Annotated in this window: 17 protein-coding genes; 14 read left to right on the top strand and 3 right to left on the bottom strand. The window is 65.2% G+C overall.

Annotated features, from left to right (window positions below; all coding sequences use genetic code 11):
• Positions 1 to 49: 49 nt before the first annotated feature.
• Both JK364_RS23995 and JK364_RS23990 read right to left on the bottom strand, forming a co-directional pair.
• The gene (locus JK364_RS23995; protein WP_201853228.1) at positions 50 to 520 is read right to left on the bottom strand and encodes a hypothetical protein; all 471 of its coding nucleotides are present in this window, start codon (positions 518 to 520) and stop codon (positions 50 to 52) included.
• Positions 521 to 1,321: 801 nt separating this feature from the next.
• Positions 1,322 to 1,687, bottom strand: a complete 366-nt coding sequence (locus JK364_RS23990; protein ID WP_230992392.1) for a hypothetical protein — start codon at positions 1,685 to 1,687, stop codon at positions 1,322 to 1,324.
• Between the two features lie 2,079 nt (positions 1,688 to 3,766).
• Here JK364_RS23990 and JK364_RS23985 point away from each other — a divergent pair.
• Together JK364_RS23985 and JK364_RS23980 are read left to right on the top strand one after the other, a co-directional pair.
• Positions 3,767 to 3,994, top strand: a complete 228-nt coding sequence (locus JK364_RS23985) for a hypothetical protein (protein WP_201853226.1) — start codon at positions 3,767 to 3,769, stop codon at positions 3,992 to 3,994.
• A gap of 190 nt (positions 3,995 to 4,184) precedes the next feature.
• A complete protein-coding gene (locus JK364_RS23980) occupies positions 4,185 to 4,679 on the top strand; it encodes an SLOG family protein (protein WP_201853225.1) in 495 nt (164 codons plus the stop codon).
• Positions 4,680 to 4,767: 88 nt separating this feature from the next.
• On the opposite strand, the gene JK364_RS23975 is transcribed toward JK364_RS23980, so the two are convergent.
• Positions 4,768 to 5,106: a histone-like nucleoid-structuring protein Lsr2 gene (locus JK364_RS23975; RefSeq protein ID WP_201853224.1), complete on the bottom strand. Its 339-nt coding sequence runs from the start codon at positions 5,104 to 5,106 to the stop codon at positions 4,768 to 4,770.
• 208 nt (positions 5,107 to 5,314) lie between these two features.
• On the opposite strand from JK364_RS23975, the gene JK364_RS23970 reads away from it, so the two are divergent.
• From JK364_RS23970 to JK364_RS23920, 12 genes are all read left to right on the top strand, one after another.
• Positions 5,315 to 7,168 (top strand): DHH family phosphoesterase, encoded by a 1,854-nt coding sequence (locus JK364_RS23970; protein ID WP_201853223.1) that lies wholly within the window; start codon positions 5,315 to 5,317, stop codon positions 7,166 to 7,168.
• A 20-nt stretch (positions 7,169 to 7,188) separates the two neighbouring features.
• Complete coding sequence (locus tag JK364_RS23965) at positions 7,189 to 7,989, top strand: CPBP family intramembrane glutamic endopeptidase (protein ID WP_201853222.1); 801 nt, start codon at positions 7,189 to 7,191, stop codon at positions 7,987 to 7,989.
• A 348-nt stretch (positions 7,990 to 8,337) separates the two neighbouring features.
• Positions 8,338 to 8,751: a hypothetical protein gene (locus JK364_RS23960; protein ID WP_201853221.1), complete on the top strand. Its 414-nt coding sequence runs from the start codon at positions 8,338 to 8,340 to the stop codon at positions 8,749 to 8,751.
• A 1,298-nt stretch (positions 8,752 to 10,049) separates the two neighbouring features.
• Positions 10,050 to 11,891: a DNA primase family protein gene (locus JK364_RS23955; RefSeq protein ID WP_201853220.1), complete on the top strand. Its 1,842-nt coding sequence runs from the start codon at positions 10,050 to 10,052 to the stop codon at positions 11,889 to 11,891.
• 302 nt (positions 11,892 to 12,193) lie between these two features.
• Complete coding sequence (locus JK364_RS23950) at positions 12,194 to 15,367, top strand: hypothetical protein (RefSeq protein ID WP_201853219.1); 3,174 nt, start codon at positions 12,194 to 12,196, stop codon at positions 15,365 to 15,367.
• 38 nt (positions 15,368 to 15,405) lie between these two features.
• A complete protein-coding gene (locus tag JK364_RS57070; RefSeq protein ID WP_269146290.1) occupies positions 15,406 to 15,531 on the top strand; it encodes a hypothetical protein in 126 nt (41 codons plus the stop codon).
• Complete coding sequence (locus tag JK364_RS23945; protein ID WP_201853218.1) at positions 15,528 to 16,031, top strand: hypothetical protein; 504 nt, start codon at positions 15,528 to 15,530, stop codon at positions 16,029 to 16,031. The genes JK364_RS57070 and JK364_RS23945 overlap by 4 nt, the downstream gene beginning before the upstream one ends.
• A complete protein-coding gene (locus JK364_RS23940; protein WP_201853217.1) occupies positions 16,031 to 16,345 on the top strand; it encodes a VRR-NUC domain-containing protein in 315 nt (104 codons plus the stop codon). Before JK364_RS23945 ends, JK364_RS23940 begins: the two co-directional genes overlap by 1 nt.
• Before the next feature lie 79 nt (positions 16,346 to 16,424).
• The gene (locus JK364_RS23935; RefSeq protein ID WP_201853216.1) at positions 16,425 to 16,610 is read left to right on the top strand and encodes a hypothetical protein; all 186 of its coding nucleotides are present in this window, start codon (positions 16,425 to 16,427) and stop codon (positions 16,608 to 16,610) included.
• 49 nt (positions 16,611 to 16,659) lie between these two features.
• Positions 16,660 to 17,004, top strand: a complete 345-nt coding sequence (locus JK364_RS23930) for a hypothetical protein (protein ID WP_201853215.1) — start codon at positions 16,660 to 16,662, stop codon at positions 17,002 to 17,004.
• Positions 17,001 to 17,477: a hypothetical protein gene (locus tag JK364_RS23925; protein WP_201853214.1), complete on the top strand. Its 477-nt coding sequence runs from the start codon at positions 17,001 to 17,003 to the stop codon at positions 17,475 to 17,477. The genes JK364_RS23930 and JK364_RS23925 overlap by 4 nt, the downstream gene beginning before the upstream one ends.
• A 565-nt stretch (positions 17,478 to 18,042) precedes the next feature.
• The gene (locus JK364_RS23920; RefSeq protein ID WP_230992391.1) at positions 18,043 to 19,902 is read left to right on the top strand and encodes an SNF2-related protein; all 1,860 of its coding nucleotides are present in this window, start codon (positions 18,043 to 18,045) and stop codon (positions 19,900 to 19,902) included.
• Positions 19,903 to 19,922 lie beyond the last annotated feature (20 nt).

The following is a 19,922-nucleotide window of genomic DNA, read 5'->3' as shown; positions in this document are numbered from 1 at the left end:
CCCTCGGTGTCTGTGTTGTCTGCCTGGAAAATGAAATTCACCGCGTCATTCAGCGCCGAGTACTCGCCATGATTTCGTCGATGGATGCCTGCTTCGGCGGCTCCGGCGGTGCGCTGGGGGCGCTTGCCACGGGATCTTCGGCCGTCTCAACCGGTGCGGGAACCGGCTCGAGCTGGGCTTTTGACGCTGGTGCTGTGGTCTCGACGACGGCGTCGGCCTGGTCGGTGACCACGGGCTGTGGCTGCGCCTGAACCGGCCGGGCGGCCGGACGGCGCTCGACTGTTGCTTCGTCGTCCTCGCGCTGCTCGGTGCTCTCCAGTGGCGGCCGTCCGCGACGCGGCAGCTGCTCGACGGGCTTGTAGTAGACGTCGATGTATCCGTCGCGCTGAATGGACTCCCGAATGAGCAGTCGCAGCGACTGCGAGATGTCCGCTTGCTTATTGAGCCACTCGATCACCGAGGTGTCGGCAGCGGGCACGGTCCAGCGGACCTTCCGAGGTTCACCCGACTGATTCGCCATTGCACTCACCTCGCCCTGCCACTCGCTCCTGCACTTCAGCCGGCCGTTCGCCGGATGCCTCTCGCTCTGCCATATGAACTCACCGCCCTTCGCGTTTCCTCTCGAATGCGAATCAACGCAAGCCCACTCTAGGGTCCCTATCGAGTCCCATGCAAGTCCCATTCGATACGCGAGTGAGGTGCCATTCATGTCTCTATCGAGTACCGGCAGGGACGCCTACGAGACACCGCAGTGCCCCCGCCTGGGGCGGCCGCGCGCATGATGCCAGCAGCTTGCGCCTATAAGGCCCACCTGCGATGCGGCAAGTACTCACCCGAGACACCTACGCGACACCTGGGGTCACGGCGCCGTCCCGAAGGAGCCGCATCCGAGTCCAGACGGCGTCCCATTGATGTCCCGGTCGTGTCTCCTGGGAGGCGCCACCCGGTATCCCTGCACAGACGAGCCCTCCGAGGGCGCTGTGTGCGACGCCAGCGCGGCACTGTTGGAGCGCACATGGGACACCGTGAGGACGTGCGCAGAACTCCAAGAGGTACGCCGGCATCAGTCGGCGTCTTATCAGTGTCCCTATCGAGTCTAGTTCGTGTACTGATGAGTCACCTCGGAGACGCGAGGGAGACGCTGTTTCATGGGGCCGAAAAGCCTGCCTGTGCCCCTCGCCGAGGCCCGCCGACGGGCACGTTGAGACAGCCACGAAACGCCGGCGGAGCGAGACCAGAACAGCCGTCGGTGAGCCGTCGGCACGGTGCTGGCTCAGTACTGGTGCGGCGGCCGGAGCCGACTGTTCCGGCCGCCGCCACGTCACTCCTCCTCGTCGTCAGCGACCACGGCCTGCCGGTGGTCGTCGCGCCAACGCCGTCCGCTCCACCGGCCCTCGTGCAGCAGGTCGCCACACTGGATGTGTCCTGGCGTCTTGCCGCACTGCACCCAGCCGCCGTCCTCCGGATCGGCGTCGAAGAACATCGCCGCACACAGATCGTCCACCCGTTCAGGGGTAGGGCCGTAGAGCCCCAGCCGGAACAGCAGGCTGTCCGCCAGCCCTTCCGCCGCCTGATCGTCGAGCCCTGAAACAGCAGTGATCAGCTCCACGAGCTGCCCGTATGTCCCCTCCGGCGTAATCGCCGGCAGAAGCATCTTCGACGGGATCATCAAGTCCTCCAGCACCAAGTTGAGCGACACCTTCACTCTTCAGGCTCGGCACGGACCCAAACCGGCAATGAATCTTGAAATAGTGACGCACGTCACACTGCCCGCCGGGCTGTGGAACCGCGCCCGCCAGGGCATTCCTCAGGCTCCGCTAACGGATTGCGCCGGGGCGGTGAGGGGGGATGGGTCGGTGGCCCCAAAGGCCCGCGGGGTAGAGGAAGAGCAGAGGCGCAGAGGCCTTTGCTGCGGAAGCTGCTCCTGGAGGAAGACGGCAACGGCCCGATGGCGCTGGAGTTGGTCGCAGCAGTCGGGCCTCTCTTCATCTGATGCGTCCATGAAGGACCACCCCGGGCTCGCCGCGTAAGCGCGAGACGGAGCACAGCCCGGGGCCGGAACGTGCGTCGTCGACACAGCGCAGAACGACCGCCTTGGACGCGTGCATAAAGTGCTGGCACGCTGCCGCGGCAGCACCGGAGCGAGGTGAATCCACGTCGGTGCAGCCAGCACAACGCGACGGGGCGAGGCCGGCTGCGCCGACGCAGCGAACGGTGGAGCAGAGCGTTATCCACAGCCGGAGCGACGGTGTCGCGAGAGGACGGATCCGCTGCGCGGCAAGGGCTGCACCGCCTGCGGCAGCAGTGCAATGGACCGACGCCGAGACAGGCCCTGATGAAGCTGACAACTGGGCCTCGTTCTGGGTGTTGTTGCTACGGCGATCAAGGGATTGAGGGCGTGGAAGAATGAGATCACGCTGCCGAGCGACAAAGACAACGTTCCGCCCGGACCTAGGAGACTCAGGAATCGAGTTCCGGCAATTCGACCGGGAGGCAAGCTCCCTTTCGACAGAGGGGATGACGGTGACAGGTGGTCTCAGGCGGCGCTGTCCGACCGGGAAGTTGAAGCACTTCAATGAAGCCTGGGCTCAGATAGCGGCGGACCGGCAGAGCGATGTCTTCGGATCCTCGTTCAAGGTCTACCGGTGCTCGTGCGGCTGGTGGCACACCTTCGACAAGACCAAACAGAGGGGCAAGGAAAACCAGCGTGAATCCCGCAAGGATCGTCGGCGGAGGTCTCGGCGGGGCGAGCCGTCACCGGGTGAGGTGCAGCGCAGGCGACAGCACAGCTTGAAGAGGCGGCAACGCAAGGTCAGAGAGGAACTGCCTCTTCGTCTATGGGAGGACGATGGAGGGGCGTGAGATTAGCCGTCAGAGGACTCGATCCCAGAGCCTGATGCTGACCGTTCCGACCCCACGCTACAGGCAGGGTGCAGCCGTTCCAAATGAGCCAGGTGTCCGTCTCGTCCCACGCCTTCAATAGCTTGCGACCTGTCGAATCGAGGTCTTCAGCAATGTCTGGACTTCGCCCTGCCAGGAGTAGACCCGTACCCCCGCCTCGCTCGTGCCTCACGAGGACGGATCAGCATGGGGTACGGCCGTATCACGGACGGCAAAAGAGCAGTACAGCCAGAAGGTGCGATGACCAGGGGAAACGGCCAGACCCGTACCCCCGCTGCGCGGAAAATGGGGAGGGGTACGGGTCATGAGGGTACGGACCGTTTCCCCTGGTCAGGCTTCCGCTAACGCTCCGTTCAGCCGTGGAACAGCGAGGACGACGGCAAGGAGGCAAAGGGCATAAGGGAACCTGATAACACGTGTCCTGCGGACCCTCGCTCCGCTCGGCCTCTCCGCTGCGCTCCGAGGACGTGTTAGTCGGCATAGCCGACGGGTTCCACCGCTCGCTTCGCTCGCCGGTCCGTCGGTCGCTGACGCTCCCTCCGGCTATGCCCAGCGCTGCGCTCGAGAGGCGAAATCCCACCACTGCCCCGCTGTAGTTGTCCACAGACACAGATGTGGACAGCGGCAAAGGGTGCAGCAGTGGCGGATCGCCTGGCACTGCGCGCCTGGCGCAGGCGAGAAGTGACCCGTGTAGCGGCTCGCTGCGCGATCCAACCGGGAACAGATCACGCCAGCGAGACCTTCCGGGTCGTCAGCCAGCAAAGCTGGCACGGGCGCTGGGTCGAACATCGAGATCACACGGACCCCACCGGGGTCCGCACTCGACGGTCGCCGCCCGCACCCGAGTCCATGAAGAGGCGCCACCATGACGCAGTCCCAGCCTGAACTCTCGCCCTACGACACCGGAGCCCGCTGCGAGCCGAAGTTGTGGCAACCGAACAGCGAAGCCGTCGCCGAGGTGATGCGATCCGGCGAAGCCGGGGACATCGGCAACGTCGACTTCACCAACGACGAGGACAGCACGGTCGTCACTGTGCACGTCTCCCGCAGTGACGACCGTGCTGTACACCGTCCGCCTCATGCCGATGTGTGACGACGATCAGATCCGCGTCGAGCTCCACCGGGAGAAGAGCCTGGCCATCATCGAGCCCGGTACCAGCCGGCCGGTATGAGCCAGCGACATGCAGGCCGCCGCGCCTGTCCAGACATCATGGCCACAGCTCTCGACTCCAGATGTGGAGACCGCCGAGTCACAAGGAGAGGAGACTCGAATGATTGCTGAAATGATTCCAGAATCGTTCTCGCACGTCGTCCTCGTCACCGGTTACCGCAGCTGGAACGACGAGCAGAGCATGCGCTCGGCGTTCAACGACGCCTGGCGCGACTGGGGAGCGGAGAACGTCACCCGGCCGGTACTCATCTCGGGGCATTGCCCCGACGGTGCCGACGCCATGGCCGAGCGCCTGTGGCGGGCCGCCGGCTTCGAGATCCGCACCTTCGCCGCCGCCTGGTCGGCTCATGGGAAGAGGGCCGGCTTCCAGCGCAACCAGGAGATGGTCGACGCCGCCCAGGTCTTCCGTGAGGCCGGGGCTCAGGTGCTGTGCACGGCCTTCCTCGGCTTCTGCCGGAAGCCCGGATGCCCGCAGCGAGACCAGGAGCAGCTCATGCCGCATACGCCGGGGCACTTCTCGCACGGCACCATCCACTGCAGGTCTTGCGCGCGAGCCGCGGGGATCGTGACGGCCACCGTGATCCATCCGTCGCTGCCGCCCTTCTGAGGACGCACGAAGGGCCCTGCAGCACACTGCAGGGCCCTTCAAGGACGGATGGGAGGAGTCGGATGGGAGGCGAACACCAGGGTCAGCGCTACTTGCTCCGATCGATGCCGTGCGCCTCGTCGAAGGCCTTCATGACCTTCTTCGTGATACGCCCCCGCTCCGCGAGGTCGTAGCCCTCCTTCTTGGCCCACTCACGGATCCTGTCGCGCTCCTCGGCAGTCGTCTCGGGCACGACTTGCTTCTTGGCCGGCGTTGTCTTCCCGGCTTTCCGGCCGGCCTCCCGGTATGGCTTCAGCACTTCCTCAAGCTTCTTCTGCTCCTCAGCGGTGAGATCGATTTCGTACCAGGTGCCACCCAAACCGAACGTCGCTGTAGCCGCATCCGGCTTTCCACTGAGATCTGAATCGATAACGTTTCGACTGACCATACCGGCGAGAGTAGCCGATACACAAGGACCTTGGAAAGTCTGTCGCGGTCATTCGAGATAAGTGTGCCATTGAGGACCCGAATAAGGCTCAGGAGTAAGTGCTAAAAGAGCAGGAGAGGTGAATGTTGCTGCTAAAATCACAGCAATATGGGGGTGCCGCATACCCCGTTCTCCACCGGCCAACGACCCCGATCGAGAGGCCTCCACCATGTCCACGCTCCATACCGTCGACGACCATTCGCTCACCGACGAGGACACTGACCTCTTCGAGCTGCTGTGCCAGCGCCGGGGGTGGTCGGATCAGTACCTGAAGGAGATCGAGTCCACCGAACATGACGAGCTACTGGACCTGGGCGAGATGGTCGAGGCCCTTGCGGACGCCCGGGCAACGGGCAAGAAGATCACCATCGCCCCCGACTTCGACATGGACGGCATCTCCTCCGGGGTCCTCGGCTACGCCGGTCTGTCCGAGCTCGGCTTCGACGTCGAGCTGCACCTGCCCGACTACCGCCGCGGTCACGAGCTTGCGCCCGAGGACATCGCCGAGATCCACGCGAAGTGGCCCGACACCCGGGTCCTGCTCACCTGTGACGGGGGAGTGAACTCCCACCGCGGTATCGCCGCCGCGCGTGCCCTGGGCTGGACGACGCTGGTGACCGATCACCACGAGGAGCTCGCGCCGGGTTCGACCGCGGATCTCACCGTCGACCCGTGCCGGATCGACGAGACCTACGCCCACACCGGGATCTGTGGTGCGCACGTGCTCTACCAGGTGATCGAGGCATACACCCGCGTGCACCGGCCCGAGAAGCTCTGGGAGATCCATCTGCTGCGCCTGTTCGCCGGCCTGGGCACCGTCTCCGACGTCATGCCCGTGCTGTACGAAAACCGTCAGCTGGTGCGCGACGCCATCTCGATCGCCCGCCTGCTGCGCGTCGCCGCACCGAAGACGATCCCCAATCCCTGGGGTGGGTTCGACGCTGATCCTGATGCCATCGACATCGAGCAGTCGATCCTGATGCAGCTGCTGCGCACCGAGCCGCACCACCCGGTCTTCCTCCGGGCCTTCGAGGGCTTCGCGATCGTGCTCAAGGCATTCGCGCAGATCGGCAAGATCCGCGACGTCGACGACCTCGACGAGGGCTTCTTCGGCTTCTACCTCGCCCCGGCAATGAACAGCCCGCGCCGCACGGGAGCCTCGCTTGAGCCGTGCTTCGCGGTGTTCACGGCCGCCGGTGCTGACGTCAAGCTCAAGGTCGCCCACCAGGTGATCGAGAGCAACGAGCTGCGCAAGCGGCTGGTCATCGAGCACATGAAAGAACTCACCACCGGGGACCAGCCGTTGGCCCCGTGGGTGTACTTCTCGGACGCCTACCCGGGCATGTACGGGCTGCTGGCCAACCGGATGATGGAGCTCAACGGCCACCCGGTCGTCGTCGTCAACCGGCCCGTCGGCCCCGACGCTTTCGTCAGCGGCTCCGGTCGCGCGCCGGGCTGGTTCGACATCATCACCAGCCTGGAGCCGCACGACGGTCTCAGCGCCATCGGGCACCAGCAGGCCTGCGGCGTCCGCGTCGCGAAGGCCGAGAAGCTGGGCGACCTCGTCGCCGTGCTGCAGGAGGCCACCCAGGTCGCCCTGCTCGCCGTCAGCACCGACGGACCGAGCGGTGATCTCGTGCTCGGTCCGGACGCCGACTGCGACGCCGGCTTCGAGGACCTGCAGCCGCTGTTCGAGCTGGTGCGCCGGACCGAGGGGCTCAAGCCTTTCGGGCACGGTTTCACCGCGCCGGTCGTCGAGATCGCGATCGAGCCCCTGGGACTGCACGTGGACCGGATCGGATCCGAATCGCAGCACCTGCGCCTGGTCACCCGGTCCGGCCTGTCCTGCCTGTGGTGGAACGTCGCCGAGGAGAAGTTCGACATGCTCCGGGGCTTCGTGCAGCGCGCCAGCCGCACCGAACTCGGCACGCTGCGCTTCACGGCGACGCTGCAGCTGAACACCTTCCGCGGTGACACCCGCGTCCAGGCTGTCATCAACGAGCAGATCACCACGGCTGCTTGAGACCCGTAGAGGAGGAGACCTTGACGACGTCACCGATCACCTCGCGACTGCTCAGCACCGGGTGGTGCGTCTTCGTGCCGTTCGCCGCCGTCGCGGTCTATCTCAGCCTCGGCACCTTCGCAGTCCTCCTCATCGGAGCGCCGATCGTTGCGACCGTCGTCCTGGACATGCTCGTTGTCGTCCTGGTCGGTTCGATGAGGATCCAGCGGCCCCGGTGGCTCGCGCATGCGCCGGCCCCGGGGCCGAGGCCGGAGAGCCCACGCTTCGGGTGGGCCGTCCTCGGCTGCGCGGTCCTGGCCTTCCTCGCCGGCCAGTCACTGGCCTTGTGGATCTATGTCACGGCCGGGTCCGCCGGCTTCGACGCCTCGAACCAGACCAGGCACGCGGCTGGAGCCTTGGCGACCCTGCTGCACACCCTGGTCGCGGCTCCCGCGGGGGAGGAGGCCCTGTTCCGAGGGCTGATCTACCCGTTGCTGCGCAAGCGGGTGAGCATCCTCGCCTCCACGCTGGTCACCGCCGTGGTGTTCGGCCTGCTGCACGGCAACGCCGTGCAGTTCGCCTCGACTCTGCCACTAGCGGTGCTCCTGGCTCTGGTCTACGAACGCACGCGCGTGCTGTGGCCCTGCGTGCTCCTGCACCTGGGCTTCAACCTCGCTGCCGCCCTTGTCCCAGCACAGACGCTCGGCGCTCTGGCAAACCCCGTCTCCGCGGTGTTCCTGTGCTTGGCCTTCGCTGGTTGTGCTTTGGGGCTCTACCGGCGGGTCGCAGGCGGGACTGCGCCAGGCGCGGTCCAGGGCGTGAGAGGCTCTGGAGCGCCGTAGGGAGACTGTTTGCGGAAGCCTGGCCGGAAGAAAAAGTGTGCCAAGCGAGCGAGAATGATGTCCCCGCTGTGTGTGCGCTTGGCGTGGTGGTCGACAAGCACTGCTTGCCTACGTGTCGCTTGAGTGCGGTGCTCTTGTCGTTGAGGCGAGTCCGCGATGCAGTGATCGAGGTAACTCAGCCTCTTCTGAAAAACGATGGTGTCCTCCCTGCAGGACCTGGCGGCTGAAAGGCCGCCAGGTCACTGGTGCGGAGGGCATGCTCGTGGTGACCGGGGTGATCCGGTCACCGGTGGTGTGACTGAAAGCAACCATTCGGTCATACTCATCAGGAGAGGAGAGGATCTCATCATGGCCATCGTCAGCACCTGCACGTACGACTCACGAGGAAAGCTTGTCCGTCCAGACGCGCTCGACATCAGCCGTGCGAAGATCCGTCTGGACCTCGACACTGGTGAGAAGCCCACCTTCGATCGCGGTCACACGCACGTCTTCGTCGTCTCCGACATGGGCATCACGGCCGAACAGGCCTGTGAGCGCGTGAGCGCGAGGCTGCGCCGGTTCCTCGATCGCGCTGAGGACGTTCGCGGCTTCCGCAAGATCACGATGAAGAAGAGCCAGAGCAGGAACCGGCTCAACCTCAACACCACGATTTCCTACGAGATCCTTTACGTCGTCGAAGCAGACGAGCGATCCCGTAGCCGCAGTCCCGAGTCCCCCGATGCGGGATGCCAGCGAGGCTGGACCACGGTCACCCCTGGGTGATTCGCGCCATCCACGCCTCGCACTCATCAGCACATGCAGAGAGGCCGGAGAGCTCCCTTCCCACGGGGATGCTCTCCGGCCTCTCTGTTCTCACGTTCCAGTGCAACATCGATCACCTGGCCTCAACGGTAGCAGCTATCGTGGATCACTCGCAATGACCAGCGAAAGCCAGTCCGATTCCCTCACGCATCGAGTGGATCCTCATGAATGAACGACTCGGACAAAGTCCTAACTCGCGTCCGGAGGCCGCGTCAGGGGCCTTCTGTGAGCCTCGGGACGCCGAGGGATGTTCCGTGCGGCTTCCAGTCCCGTTGGGGCTCGGCCGGCATGGCGGCTCGGCGCGGAAGTCCGCCTCGGCTTGGTCGCCAGGGGAGCGCATCGAGCTGCCAGCTGTACCACGAGACATGGTACAGCCCTGAAAACCGCGTCTGACCTGGGCAGACACCTGTACCGTGAGGCTCTTTCCCGCATCGGGTGTACCACGTGGGAGCGCCGACGTGGTACGACGTTTTGCCTGTTCAACGAGCGTTTCCCGTCGATGTACCACGAGCACCACGTTTTTTTGACCGTTTACATAAGAGGACGCAGTCGGGAGCGATCCAGGCGGCTTCAGCCCCGGCTCGCCAGTCTGCTCTCTCATCCCCCCTGCGCGTGTATCTAGTCTCTATTTCCTGGTATAGGTGGTACAGGGGGTATATAAACCCTGCCTGACCTGGGAAAACACCTGTACCACGTGGAAAATTCTACGTGGTACAGCCTGCTCTTGAACTCCCGGAATTCTCGCTCTGACCTGGGGAAACAGGTGTACCACGTCAAGTGGTACACGCCTCTCATACCCCTAGGGGGTATGTGACTCTCAGGTCCTCCTGGAGAGCGTCCAGTCGATGCTCTGGTGGCGGCTGGCTCGACCGGTCAGAAGAACTCCTCCGAACCTCGACCGCAGGCCGGGCGGCTCACGCCGCCCGCGGGTGTGTGGTCGGGCACGGGAAGCCGGCGACTCCGTGGGGCATGCGCTCGACGGAGTCGCCGGTTCTCACATCTCATCCAGGATCGCGACGCGTGTGGCATGGCCGTGGCAGTCGCGTGCGCCCTCTCCAGTTTCTGTTGGCGGCCCTCTCGGTCCCCCATTGAGTGCCATCCAGTCCCTCAGTTGACTCTCTTGTCGACTGGTGACTCGATCGTTGCAAAAGGGTATTCGGATGACGTAGGGTCAAGATCGCGTTTCATTCGATTACGAGTCCAATCGGCTTCCCACTCATCGCCGGCAGGAACTCGATCACGATCGAGAAAGCAGCAACATGACGCCTCCTGATGCCCTCGCATCCGTACCTGCCGCCGGTTCCAGCGCCGGACCGCGCACCAACCCCGTCGCCGACGTCCTGGCCAGCGTCATGGGGTACTTCTCGAACCGCGACGACATGGCTCCGCAGAACGAGATCGTCACCTACGTCACCGCCGCCTACCTCGACCAGATCGACCCGACCGATCCTCCGACGCCTCGCGTGCTGGAGAAGGAGCTGCTGGCGATCATGGGCGGCGTCATCAAGGCCGAGAACTCGAAAGCGGCCGTGGCCGCCGAGAAGTACCCCCTGCCGAGATATCTGACGTACTGGCAGATCGCGCAGATCCTCGTGCGTCTGCACCATGTCATCCGCATCGCGCCAAGCGCCAAGAACACCGACCGTGAGTACGACCTGCTGGCGATGTACCAGCCCACGGGGCGCGCGCGTGGGACGTACACCACCAGTGAGGACGACATCCGCACCACGGCACGCATGTACAACACCCAACTGCGCCTCAAGGAGTTCGACGAGGTCCTGGCCGTCCTGCGCGAAGACAGCCCGCGTCGGCACCAGAGCACGAACCGCGACTTCATCGCCGCGCGCAACGGCATCGTCTTCTACGGTACTGAGCCGCTGGATGTCACGATCTTCGGCAAGAACTTCCACTTCGAGCCCAAGCAGGTCCACCCCTTCGACCCCGCCATCGTGCTGCTGACCAAGAACAACGTCGACTACGTGAAGGACGCTCCACAGCAGGTCATCACGCACCCCGAGGACGGAGATTGGGAAGTCGTCGCCTGGATCGAGGAACTCTTCGACCAGCCCGGTGACGAAGGCTTCGCCGACCTGATCTGGGAGATTATCGGCGCGATCATCCGGCCGTATGTGCGCTGGCGCAAGACCGCCTGGTTCTACTCGGTGGAGGGCAACAACGGTAAGGGCACGCTCTGCGCGCTCATGCGCAACCTCGTCGGCAGCGGCGCGCACACCTCGATTCCGCTCTCGGACTTTGGCAAGGACTTCGCGCTCGAACCGCTGGTGCGCGCCAACGCGATCATCGTCGACGAGAACGACGTCGGCACCTTCGTTGACAAGGCGGCCAACCTGAAGTCGATCGTGATGAACGACGTCTTCATGATCAACCGCAAGCACCGGATACCGATCGCCTACCAGTTCTTCGGCTTCATGGTCCAGTGTCTGAACGAGTTCCCACGCGTGAAGGACAAGTCCAACTCGTTCTACCGCCGGCAGCTTTTCGTGCCCTTCACCAAGACCTTCGAGGGAGTCGAGAAGATGTACATCAGGGACGACTACCTCCAGCGCCGTGAGGTTTTGGAGTACGTCTTCTGGTACGCGATCAACCGTGCCGGCGCGTCCTCCCCGGGGGACTACTACGTGCTCTCCGAGCCTGTGGGGACCAAGGTGGTCCTGGCCGAGTACAAGGAGTTCAACGACCCCGTGCGCGACTTCTGGCAAGAGTTCCGCGGTCGGCTGGTCTGGGACCTGGTGCCGTTCACGTTCCTCTATGACCTGTACAAATCCTGGTTCGCTGACATCTCGCCGTCGGGTTACCCGGTGAGCAACAGGCAGTTCATCACCGACCTCGTGGCGATCGTCCGGCCGGATGCCCTGTGGCACTGCCCGGACAAGAACCGCAAGATCCGCCCCGGCCAGATGATGAGCGAACCCGAGCCGCTCATCGCCGAGTACGAGCTGAAGAAGTGGATGCACGCGAGCTACACCGGCAGCGACCCGAAGAAGAAATCCCAGCCGACGCTGCAGGCCAGCTACCGCGGACTGCTCCGGCAGGCGGGCGCGCCCGCCCCGGTCGACGATTCCGCCGACGAACAGGACTGATGCACCCATGACCAAAACTGCTGGCGCACTCGGCGAACTCACCCAGGCCGTACTCGAACTCGCCTGCGGCTGGGCCGCCTGATCACGGCGATGCCCGACGTCGCGCGCGAACAGCGGATCACCAACCTCATCGACCGCTCGCAGATCACGGCAGACCCCGTGGAGAAGGCTGGCTCATGAGTGAGTCCCGGCGCATGGATGCCCCGCGCCGGCGCTCTCCTCACGACTCCCTCTGAGGCTACGCGCGTCTCTTCCCCAGACACCGGCCGTGATGGTCGGACCGGCGAAAGGAGATCCCCATCATGACCACACAGCGAACACCTGTCACGGCCTCGAAGGCGCGCTTCACCTTCTACGACATCGAGTCGTTGCCGGACGTCTTCACCCTGTGCGCTTACACCCCGCGGCCCGGCAGAGCCGTCGACGACCTGGAGATCTTCTTCCTCGCCGACGACCAGCAGCTCTCCGACGCCGTGGACCCGCAGGCGCTCTATGAAGCCGTGGTGCGCTCCAACCCGGGCCTGCCCGCGGTGAGCGTCCAGCTGTGGAACCTGCGCGGCGAGCGGGGCAACCTCCGCCTCGCCGAGCTGATGGGCCTCTCGAACGCGGACCAGGTCAACGACCGCGGCGAGGTCTCGTCCTATCCGGCGAGCCTGCGCCCGGTCTGCGACACGGATCCCGAGTACGACCCGCTGAGGCACCCGTTCCTGGCCGGGTACAACTCGCTGAACTACGACATGACCATGCTCGCGCTGTACCTGATGGAGACCTTCCCGGCTCCGCACTCCGGCCGTCTTGTCCAGCCGACTACGGCACGCGAGATGCGCGAGCACAACGACAAGCTGTTCAACGAGCACATCCAGTACATGCCCGGCTATCTCGGCTGGGACGGCCCGGCCGCCAAGATCCGCCGCGCCATGATGCACTCGGGTCGGCATCTGGATGTCGCCCGTCTCAACGAGCTGCAGACCAAGGTGAGCCTCAAGCGCCTGCTCGGGACGCTCGGCCGCCAGATCAAGGAGTCCGAAAAGCTCAGCCACGACACCTCGATCGCCGCGATCGAGGATCTCTACGAGCTGCTGGCCTACAACGTCTCCGACTGCCTGGGCCTGGCCCAGCTCTTCCAGCACCCGGCCTACGCCAGCAACTTCGACCTCAAGGCCGGTCTCCTGGCGCAGTACTCCGAGACCGTCTACGCCAAGAACGGCTCGGTGCGCCGGGACCGCCTGACCATCGACTCGTCCTCGGCGAAGTTCGTCGGCCGCATCCTCGCGCCGTACACCTCGCTGAGCGACATAGAGGCCGTGTCGTTCCTCTATCCGGCCAAGGAGGTGGCCGAGGATCAGGGCATCTCCCAGGTCAACGTGCTCGACGAGTGCGTGCGCTTCTTCGAGGACAACGTGGCCCCCGACCCTGCCAAGGACCCAGCCGCGACGCCGGCACAGGCGAAGGCGCACCGCCAGTTCATGCAGGTCGTCAACTACTACCGCTCGATCGAGGGGCAGAACTTCAACGACTCCGAGGAGTACCGCGACCTGTTCAGCCTCCCGGCCAAGTCCTTGCGCGAGCTGCCGAAGACACCGAACAACGTGTCCTACTTCCACCGTGACGCCTCTCCGTCGTCGTGCTTCGCCACGTTCAGCACAGGCGGCATCCACGGAGCCGAGGCAGACATGACAGTCTTCGACGCCGACTTCTTCGAGCACCGAGAGCAGGCAGCCATGATCGGCCTCGCCAAGCTCTTCTACCCGGACGCGAAGGACTTTGTCGCCGAGGCCAAGCGCCAGCACAACCTGCTCGCACTGCCCGACGGCACGGCCATCGACAAGCGGCTCGTGCTGCTGGGCTCGGACCCGAAAAAGGTGAAGTACCGCAAGCCGAAGAAGGACGACCCGGGCCAGGCCGAGCAGCTCGCGCGTGCGCAGGCCCAAGTGCCGGATCCGGCCCAGCTGCTGGACACTCAGCGCCCGGACACCGAGGCGATGCACGTGCGCCTGGCGGACGGAACCGTGCTCGACGGCAAGGTAGTCCTGGCCGTCACCTCGGCGGTCAAGGCCGTCTATCGCGATGCGCCGGCGAGGAAGGCCCCCGCGCTGTTCACTGCGAAGGACGACAAATCCACCAAGCTGCACCCGAAGTTCGCACGGACCTCGGCAGGCCTCGTCATCCACGAGGACTTCACGAGCTACTACCCGAACCTGCTGCGCAACATGAGGGCGTTCTACAATCCCGAGCTGGGCGAGGACCGCTACACGACGATCTTCTTCGAGAAGGAGCGCCTGGGCTTCGAGATGAAGAAGCCGGGGATCTCCGCCGAGGAGAAGGCCCGGCTCACGACCTTGCGCAACGGCACGAAGCTGATCCTCAACTCGGCCTCTGGAGCTGCTGACGCCGCGCACCGGACCCCGATCAGGATGAACAACCGCACCATCTCGATGCGGATCATCGGCCAGCTGTTCAGCTGGCGGATCGGGCAGGCCCAGACGCTGGCCGGCGCGCGGATCATCTCGACGAACACCGACGGCCTCTACTCCGTCGTCGGCGGCGAGAACGGCTTCGATGAGACGACCAACAACCAGGTGCTCGCCGAGCAGCAGGCCGCCATCGGCATCGACATCGAACCGGAGCTGATGTTCCTCATCAGCAAGGACTCGAACAACCGGCTCGAGCTGGAGTCGCCCAGTGAGGACCGGAGCGTCGCCGACAGCCCGATCATCACCGCCTCCGGCGGGACGCTGGCCTGCCACGCTGGTCCTACCCCGACGAAGTCGCTGGCCCACCCGGCCGTGGTCGACTTCGCCCTGGCCCGCTACCTGCAGGCCGTCGCCAGCAGGGGAGAGGAGGCTCTCGCCGAGCCGTTCGATCCCGTACTGGGCCGGAAGATGATCGAGGAGGCGATCGACCCGGCCGATCCCGTGCGGACGCTGCTGCTGTTCCAGAACGTCCTCGCCGCCTCGCGTGGATCAATCACCTACCCGTTCGCCGCCGACCCGGTCAGCGCCGGGCCCGACCGTGACGACAACGAGGACGCCGATGTGCAGCTGGTGAACCCGCGGGCCCTGCAGATGGTCAACCGGGTCTTCATCGTCCACGACGGTACTGATGGTGCCGTGAGCCTGCACAACGCCGGCGCATGGAAAGTGAACCCGGCCAGCCAGAGCAAGCGGCGCGAGTCCGGCAGCGCCGGGGTGCGACGTGACCCGGTCGCGCTGGAGATCCTGCGCCACCACGGGTGGGCGAAGAACCGCAGCGAGGCCAGCACCTCCGACGGCCTCACGCTGCTGCCCGATGACCAGGACGTCGTGATCCGCCGGATCAACGGCATCGACCCGTGCTGGTCGGTGGTCGTCGTCAACGACGACCTTCGGACGCTGCCGACCGCCCGAGTTGAGCAGGTCATCGGGGTGCTCGACCTCGACATCTACACCCGGATGCTCGACGAGACGTTCACCAAGAACTGGAAGAACGCCGCCTGACAGTCCCGCCCACGCACCACCCCGAGAACGGACCAGCCATGACCCGTACCGCCCGCATCACCCAGCTCCGCGAGTCCATCGCCTGCACCGGCCTCACCGCCACCGCCGACGAGATCCGCGCCGCACAAACCACCGACACTCCGTACGAGGAGACACCCGCATGATCAGCAAGTCGGGCCGGTACTGGTCCACCGGAATCACCGTCACCTACAGCCCCCTCGCCGGACGCATCAACGACGAGCCCTACAGCGGTTGGCACGCCAAGCTCGGCTACCAGGACGAGGGAATCGCCAACAACGACCCAGACACGGGGCAGATTGCCATCGAGGGCACGCTGTACACCCGGAGCCCGGTACGCGACGCGAAGATTCGCAGCGGGCTGTCCATTGCCCTGGACACGCTAATCGCTGATGCGGAGCGCCTCAGGATCGAGTTCCGCGTCGTCGGGCCCCGCACGGAACCGTGGCTCTTCTACCGGGCCGACGGCGAGGATGCCGACTACCCGCCGCCGGCCGGCTGGCGCGAGACGCTGGCCGCCGAAGCCGATCGCATCGGGTTCCGGTCCTACGCGACCAAGCATTCCACCGGCTTCCGCCTCGTCGAGCCCGGTGAGCTGAGGTACGGCGCGCCGGCGGCTCCCTCGGGCGAAGAGGCGCACCGCTGATGGCTCGCACGCCCGAAGGCGTCGTCGAGGACTACCTCCTGACCCAGTGCCGGGCGAACGGCTTCTTGTGCCTGAAGTTCGTCTCGCCGGCACGCGGGGGAGTGCCCGACCGGATCGTCGTGGCCCCCCGCGGCGCCGTATTCGTCGAGGTCAAACGCCCCGGCGGCCGGCTGCGGAAGCTGCAGCAGCGCACGCACGCCAAGCTGCGCCGCCACGGGGCCGAGGTTCACGTCGTCGACGACAAGCCGAGCGTCGACGCCTTCATCGCGAACCTCCTCAAGACCTCATCCGACCCACAGAGAGCAGCACCATGACCCACAAATACATAGCCGCGGCCCAGCAACCGCAGTATGAGACCAAAGACTCCGGCCAACGCACGAGTTCTCCTCCAGGATGCTGCGCGAGCCCGGCGCCGGGCGGCCGCGATTCAGCGTGCTCGTCCCGGAGACCGCCCCCTTCGACGAGCAGCTGCTCACCCGCTGCGCTGCCCCCATGGAGGGAGGGGCGCAGAAAGGCAGCCCCCGTAACAGGGAGAAGGCCGACTCCGCCGCTGAGCTGGAGCACCCACGAACGCTGTGACGCCTTCAGATCATGCCCCCAGACGAAGGACCACCCCGGCTACACGCTGGTGTACGGCCGGTCGGCCGGGCACTCCGTGCTGAAGTGCTGGGACCCCAGCTGGGAGGAAGACGGGTACTTCATCGCGCCGGAGCGCAAGGGCTTCCCGAAGATCCAGCCGCTGGGGGTCCGGAAGCTGACCCCGATCGCGGCGGAGCTGAGGGACGCCCTGGAACAGCTGAGGGAGTTCCTGGATCCGGACGACGTGAACTGTGAGGTCTCCCCTCAGCTCCGCAAGGACGCCACGGTCCAGATGTACCTGTCCACCTGGGTAGAAGGGCCCGTGGCCCGCGCGCGGGCCGCGATCGACCCGTACTGGCGCGCGAGTGAGCAGGACAGGGAGGCGGCCCAGTGACGGACGCACTCTTCGTACAGATCAAGTTGTCCGACACTCAAGCAGATCTTCTAAAGACGGCCGCCTGGCCGGGCAACACCACCCACAACGTCTGGTCCGGCACGCGCACCCGCCGGGACTCCTTCCGCGTCCTCCACGCCCTGGGGCTGACCACGAACCCCCAGTTCGGAGCGAGGCTGACGCACGACGGCCTGGACGTGGCGAAGCAGATCCAGGACGACCCGGACCTGAGGGCCTTCGACATCCCGGCGCGCGGCATGGTGAAGACCACGGCCCAGCGCATGGCGGGACAGCTGGACGGTGTGGCCGTGAGGGCTCACCGCAACGCGGCCAACGGCCGGTGGATCACTGACTCCCTGACCGGCCACCGGTGGGTGGTGGTCAGCAAGGACCGGACGACCATCCTGGACTCCGGCCCGGCCACCCCGGTGGTCAACTACGCCGGACCCGAGAACGAAGGGGTGGACTGGTGACCAGGCCCCTGGGAGACAACCAGCGCCACGTCCTGTGGAGCCTGGCTCAGCACAACGGCGGGGAGTGGTACGCCGGCGCTGGCTAGAACTGGGTCAACGTGTCCACCACGATCAGGATCCTGGACAGCCTGGTCCGCCGTGGCCTTGCCACCAAGGAGATCAGGAAGTGGAGCGGGAGAACACGGTCCAGACGGACCCGTACTACAAGATCACCGACGAAGGGCGGAGGCTGGCCGCCCCCCCCACGCGCTTCCCGCCAGAACCCGCCGGCTTATAGCCGAACACCATGCTGAATTTCCATCGTCGGACTCGGCTCAGGAATCCAGACCGGCCCAAGAGATCACGGTGGCCCAGGCGTTCATCCAGCACAGCACAGCACAGCACAGCCTTCACCGCCTGGTTCGACGCCCAAGAAGGCAGCCTTCCCGCGGATACGCAGCTGAAGGTGACCTTCGACGAGTCCGGTCAGCCGCTATTCGAGGTCATACGCGCGGCTGAAGCCGAAACCTAGGCCTAATCCACGCCCCAGGCATTCCATGCCTGACCACCCACTCGAAGAGAAGGGATGACCGGCGACATGACTACGGCTACTGCTCCGTCCCCGATCACGTTGATGCCGCATCAGCAGCAGATCCACGACTTCCTCGTTGACCACCCTTTCGCAGGTGCATGGGTCCCCGTAGGTGGCATGAAGACGCTCAGTACCCTCGCGGTACTGCAGACAGTGCGCCCGATGGGTCACATCCTCGTCATCGCGCCTGTGGCGATCGCCCGCTCCACCTGGATCGACGAGATCGGGAAGTGGGGCTTCCCCATCCGGACGAAGTCGCTCATCGTCGACGAGAACGACAGGAAGCTGTCCCAGGTCAAGCGCCTGAAGCGCTTCCAGGAGGTCTCCACCGATCCGCCGACGATGTACTTCATCAACCAGGAGCTGCTGACCCAGCCTTCCCAGAGGGAGAGGTTGATCACGCCAGTAGCGGCTGGCCCAGCCGGTTCACCCGAGGCGGCTCAGGTCCTGGACTTGGTGCGAGCACGGGGGCCGCTGAGCCAGGACGAGCTGATCGCCGAGTATCGGGGTCTGGTCACCGTCAGCGCCAACAACCGCGCCCCCGTCAAGACCAAGATCAAGGCATGGGTTCAGGGGCTGCTCAAGTCGGGCCTGGTGACGCGGGAAACCTATGACTGCCGAACCTGTTCCGGCGCAGGCTGCGCTCGGTGCCGCTTCGGTCTCATCGATCAGCTGCCGGTCCAGAACATCAACGGCCGGAACACCATCATCTGGCCCTTCCAGACGGTCATCATCGATGAGTCCCAGGGTTTCAAGTCGCACGATTCACAGCGCTTCCTGGCCCTGGCGAAGGTACGGCCGGCCATGAACCGGCTCATCGAGCTGACGGGAACGCCCAGTCCTAGCGGTCTCCACGACCTGTGGAGCCAGATGTACCTGCTCGACCAGGGCCAAGCGCTCGGCCGGGACATCACCCAGTTCCGCAACCGGTGGTTCGTCCCGAAGATGGTGCCCGGCACTACGACGCCGGCGAAGTGGATCCCCACGGCGAACGCCGAGACCGAGATCCATCAGGCCATTTCGCACCTGGTGATGAGCGCGCAGAACACCACACTGACCTTGCCGTCGCTCACCATCCAGGACGTCAACGTCACGCTCCCGCCGGACCTGCTCCAGGCCTACAAGGACTTCAAGCGCGACCTGGTCCTGGACATCGTGCAGACCTACACCGACGACGACGGGAAGCTGACGCAGAGTATCGAATCGATCATCGCCGCGAACCAGGCGGTGCTGACGAGCAAGCTGATGCAGTTCGCCTCGGGCACGCTCTATACCGCGGATCCTGACGACCCGGCCACGAAGGGCCGGTACGAGGTAATCCACGACAAGAAGATCGAGATGACCGAGTACCTGGTGCGGAACAACGGCAGCGAGCCCATGCTCATCGCCTACCACTTCAAGTCCGACAAAGAGCAGCTGCTTACGCGGCTCCGGAAGGCCGGCATCGACGCGCAGGCTTTCGACGGCTCGCGCGACATGGTCCGCCGGTGGAATGCCAAGCAGATTCCGGTGATGCTCCTCCACCCTGCCGCCGCGGGGCACGGCCTGAACCTGCAGCACGGCGGCTCGACGATGATCTGGTACACCCTGCCGTTCTCGCTCGAGCACTACATGCAGACGAACGGTCGGCTGCACCGCCCCGGCCAGCAGCGGCCGGTGATCATCCACCGGCTCATTGCCAAGGGCACCCAGGACGAGCGGATGCCCTCGGTGCTCGCCGGCAAGCAGCAGGTCCAGGACGACCTCATCGAGGCCGTATCCGGGGACTTCAACGCCGAGCAGGCGCTTCTCGCCGCCCTGGAGGAAGAGATTCGCGAGGACCTCAACAACCTGTGGGCTTCCGAGCGGGTTTGACCTGCACTCACTCAACGACG

Origin of the sequence: Streptomyces endocoffeicus, assembly GCF_016741935.1 — a bacterium.
GTDB classification, from domain to species: domain Bacteria; phylum Actinomycetota; class Actinomycetes; order Streptomycetales; family Streptomycetaceae; genus Streptomyces; species Streptomyces endocoffeicus.
Note: the sequence above shows the minus strand (reverse complement) of the source record. Positions and strands in the feature narration are given on the sequence as shown.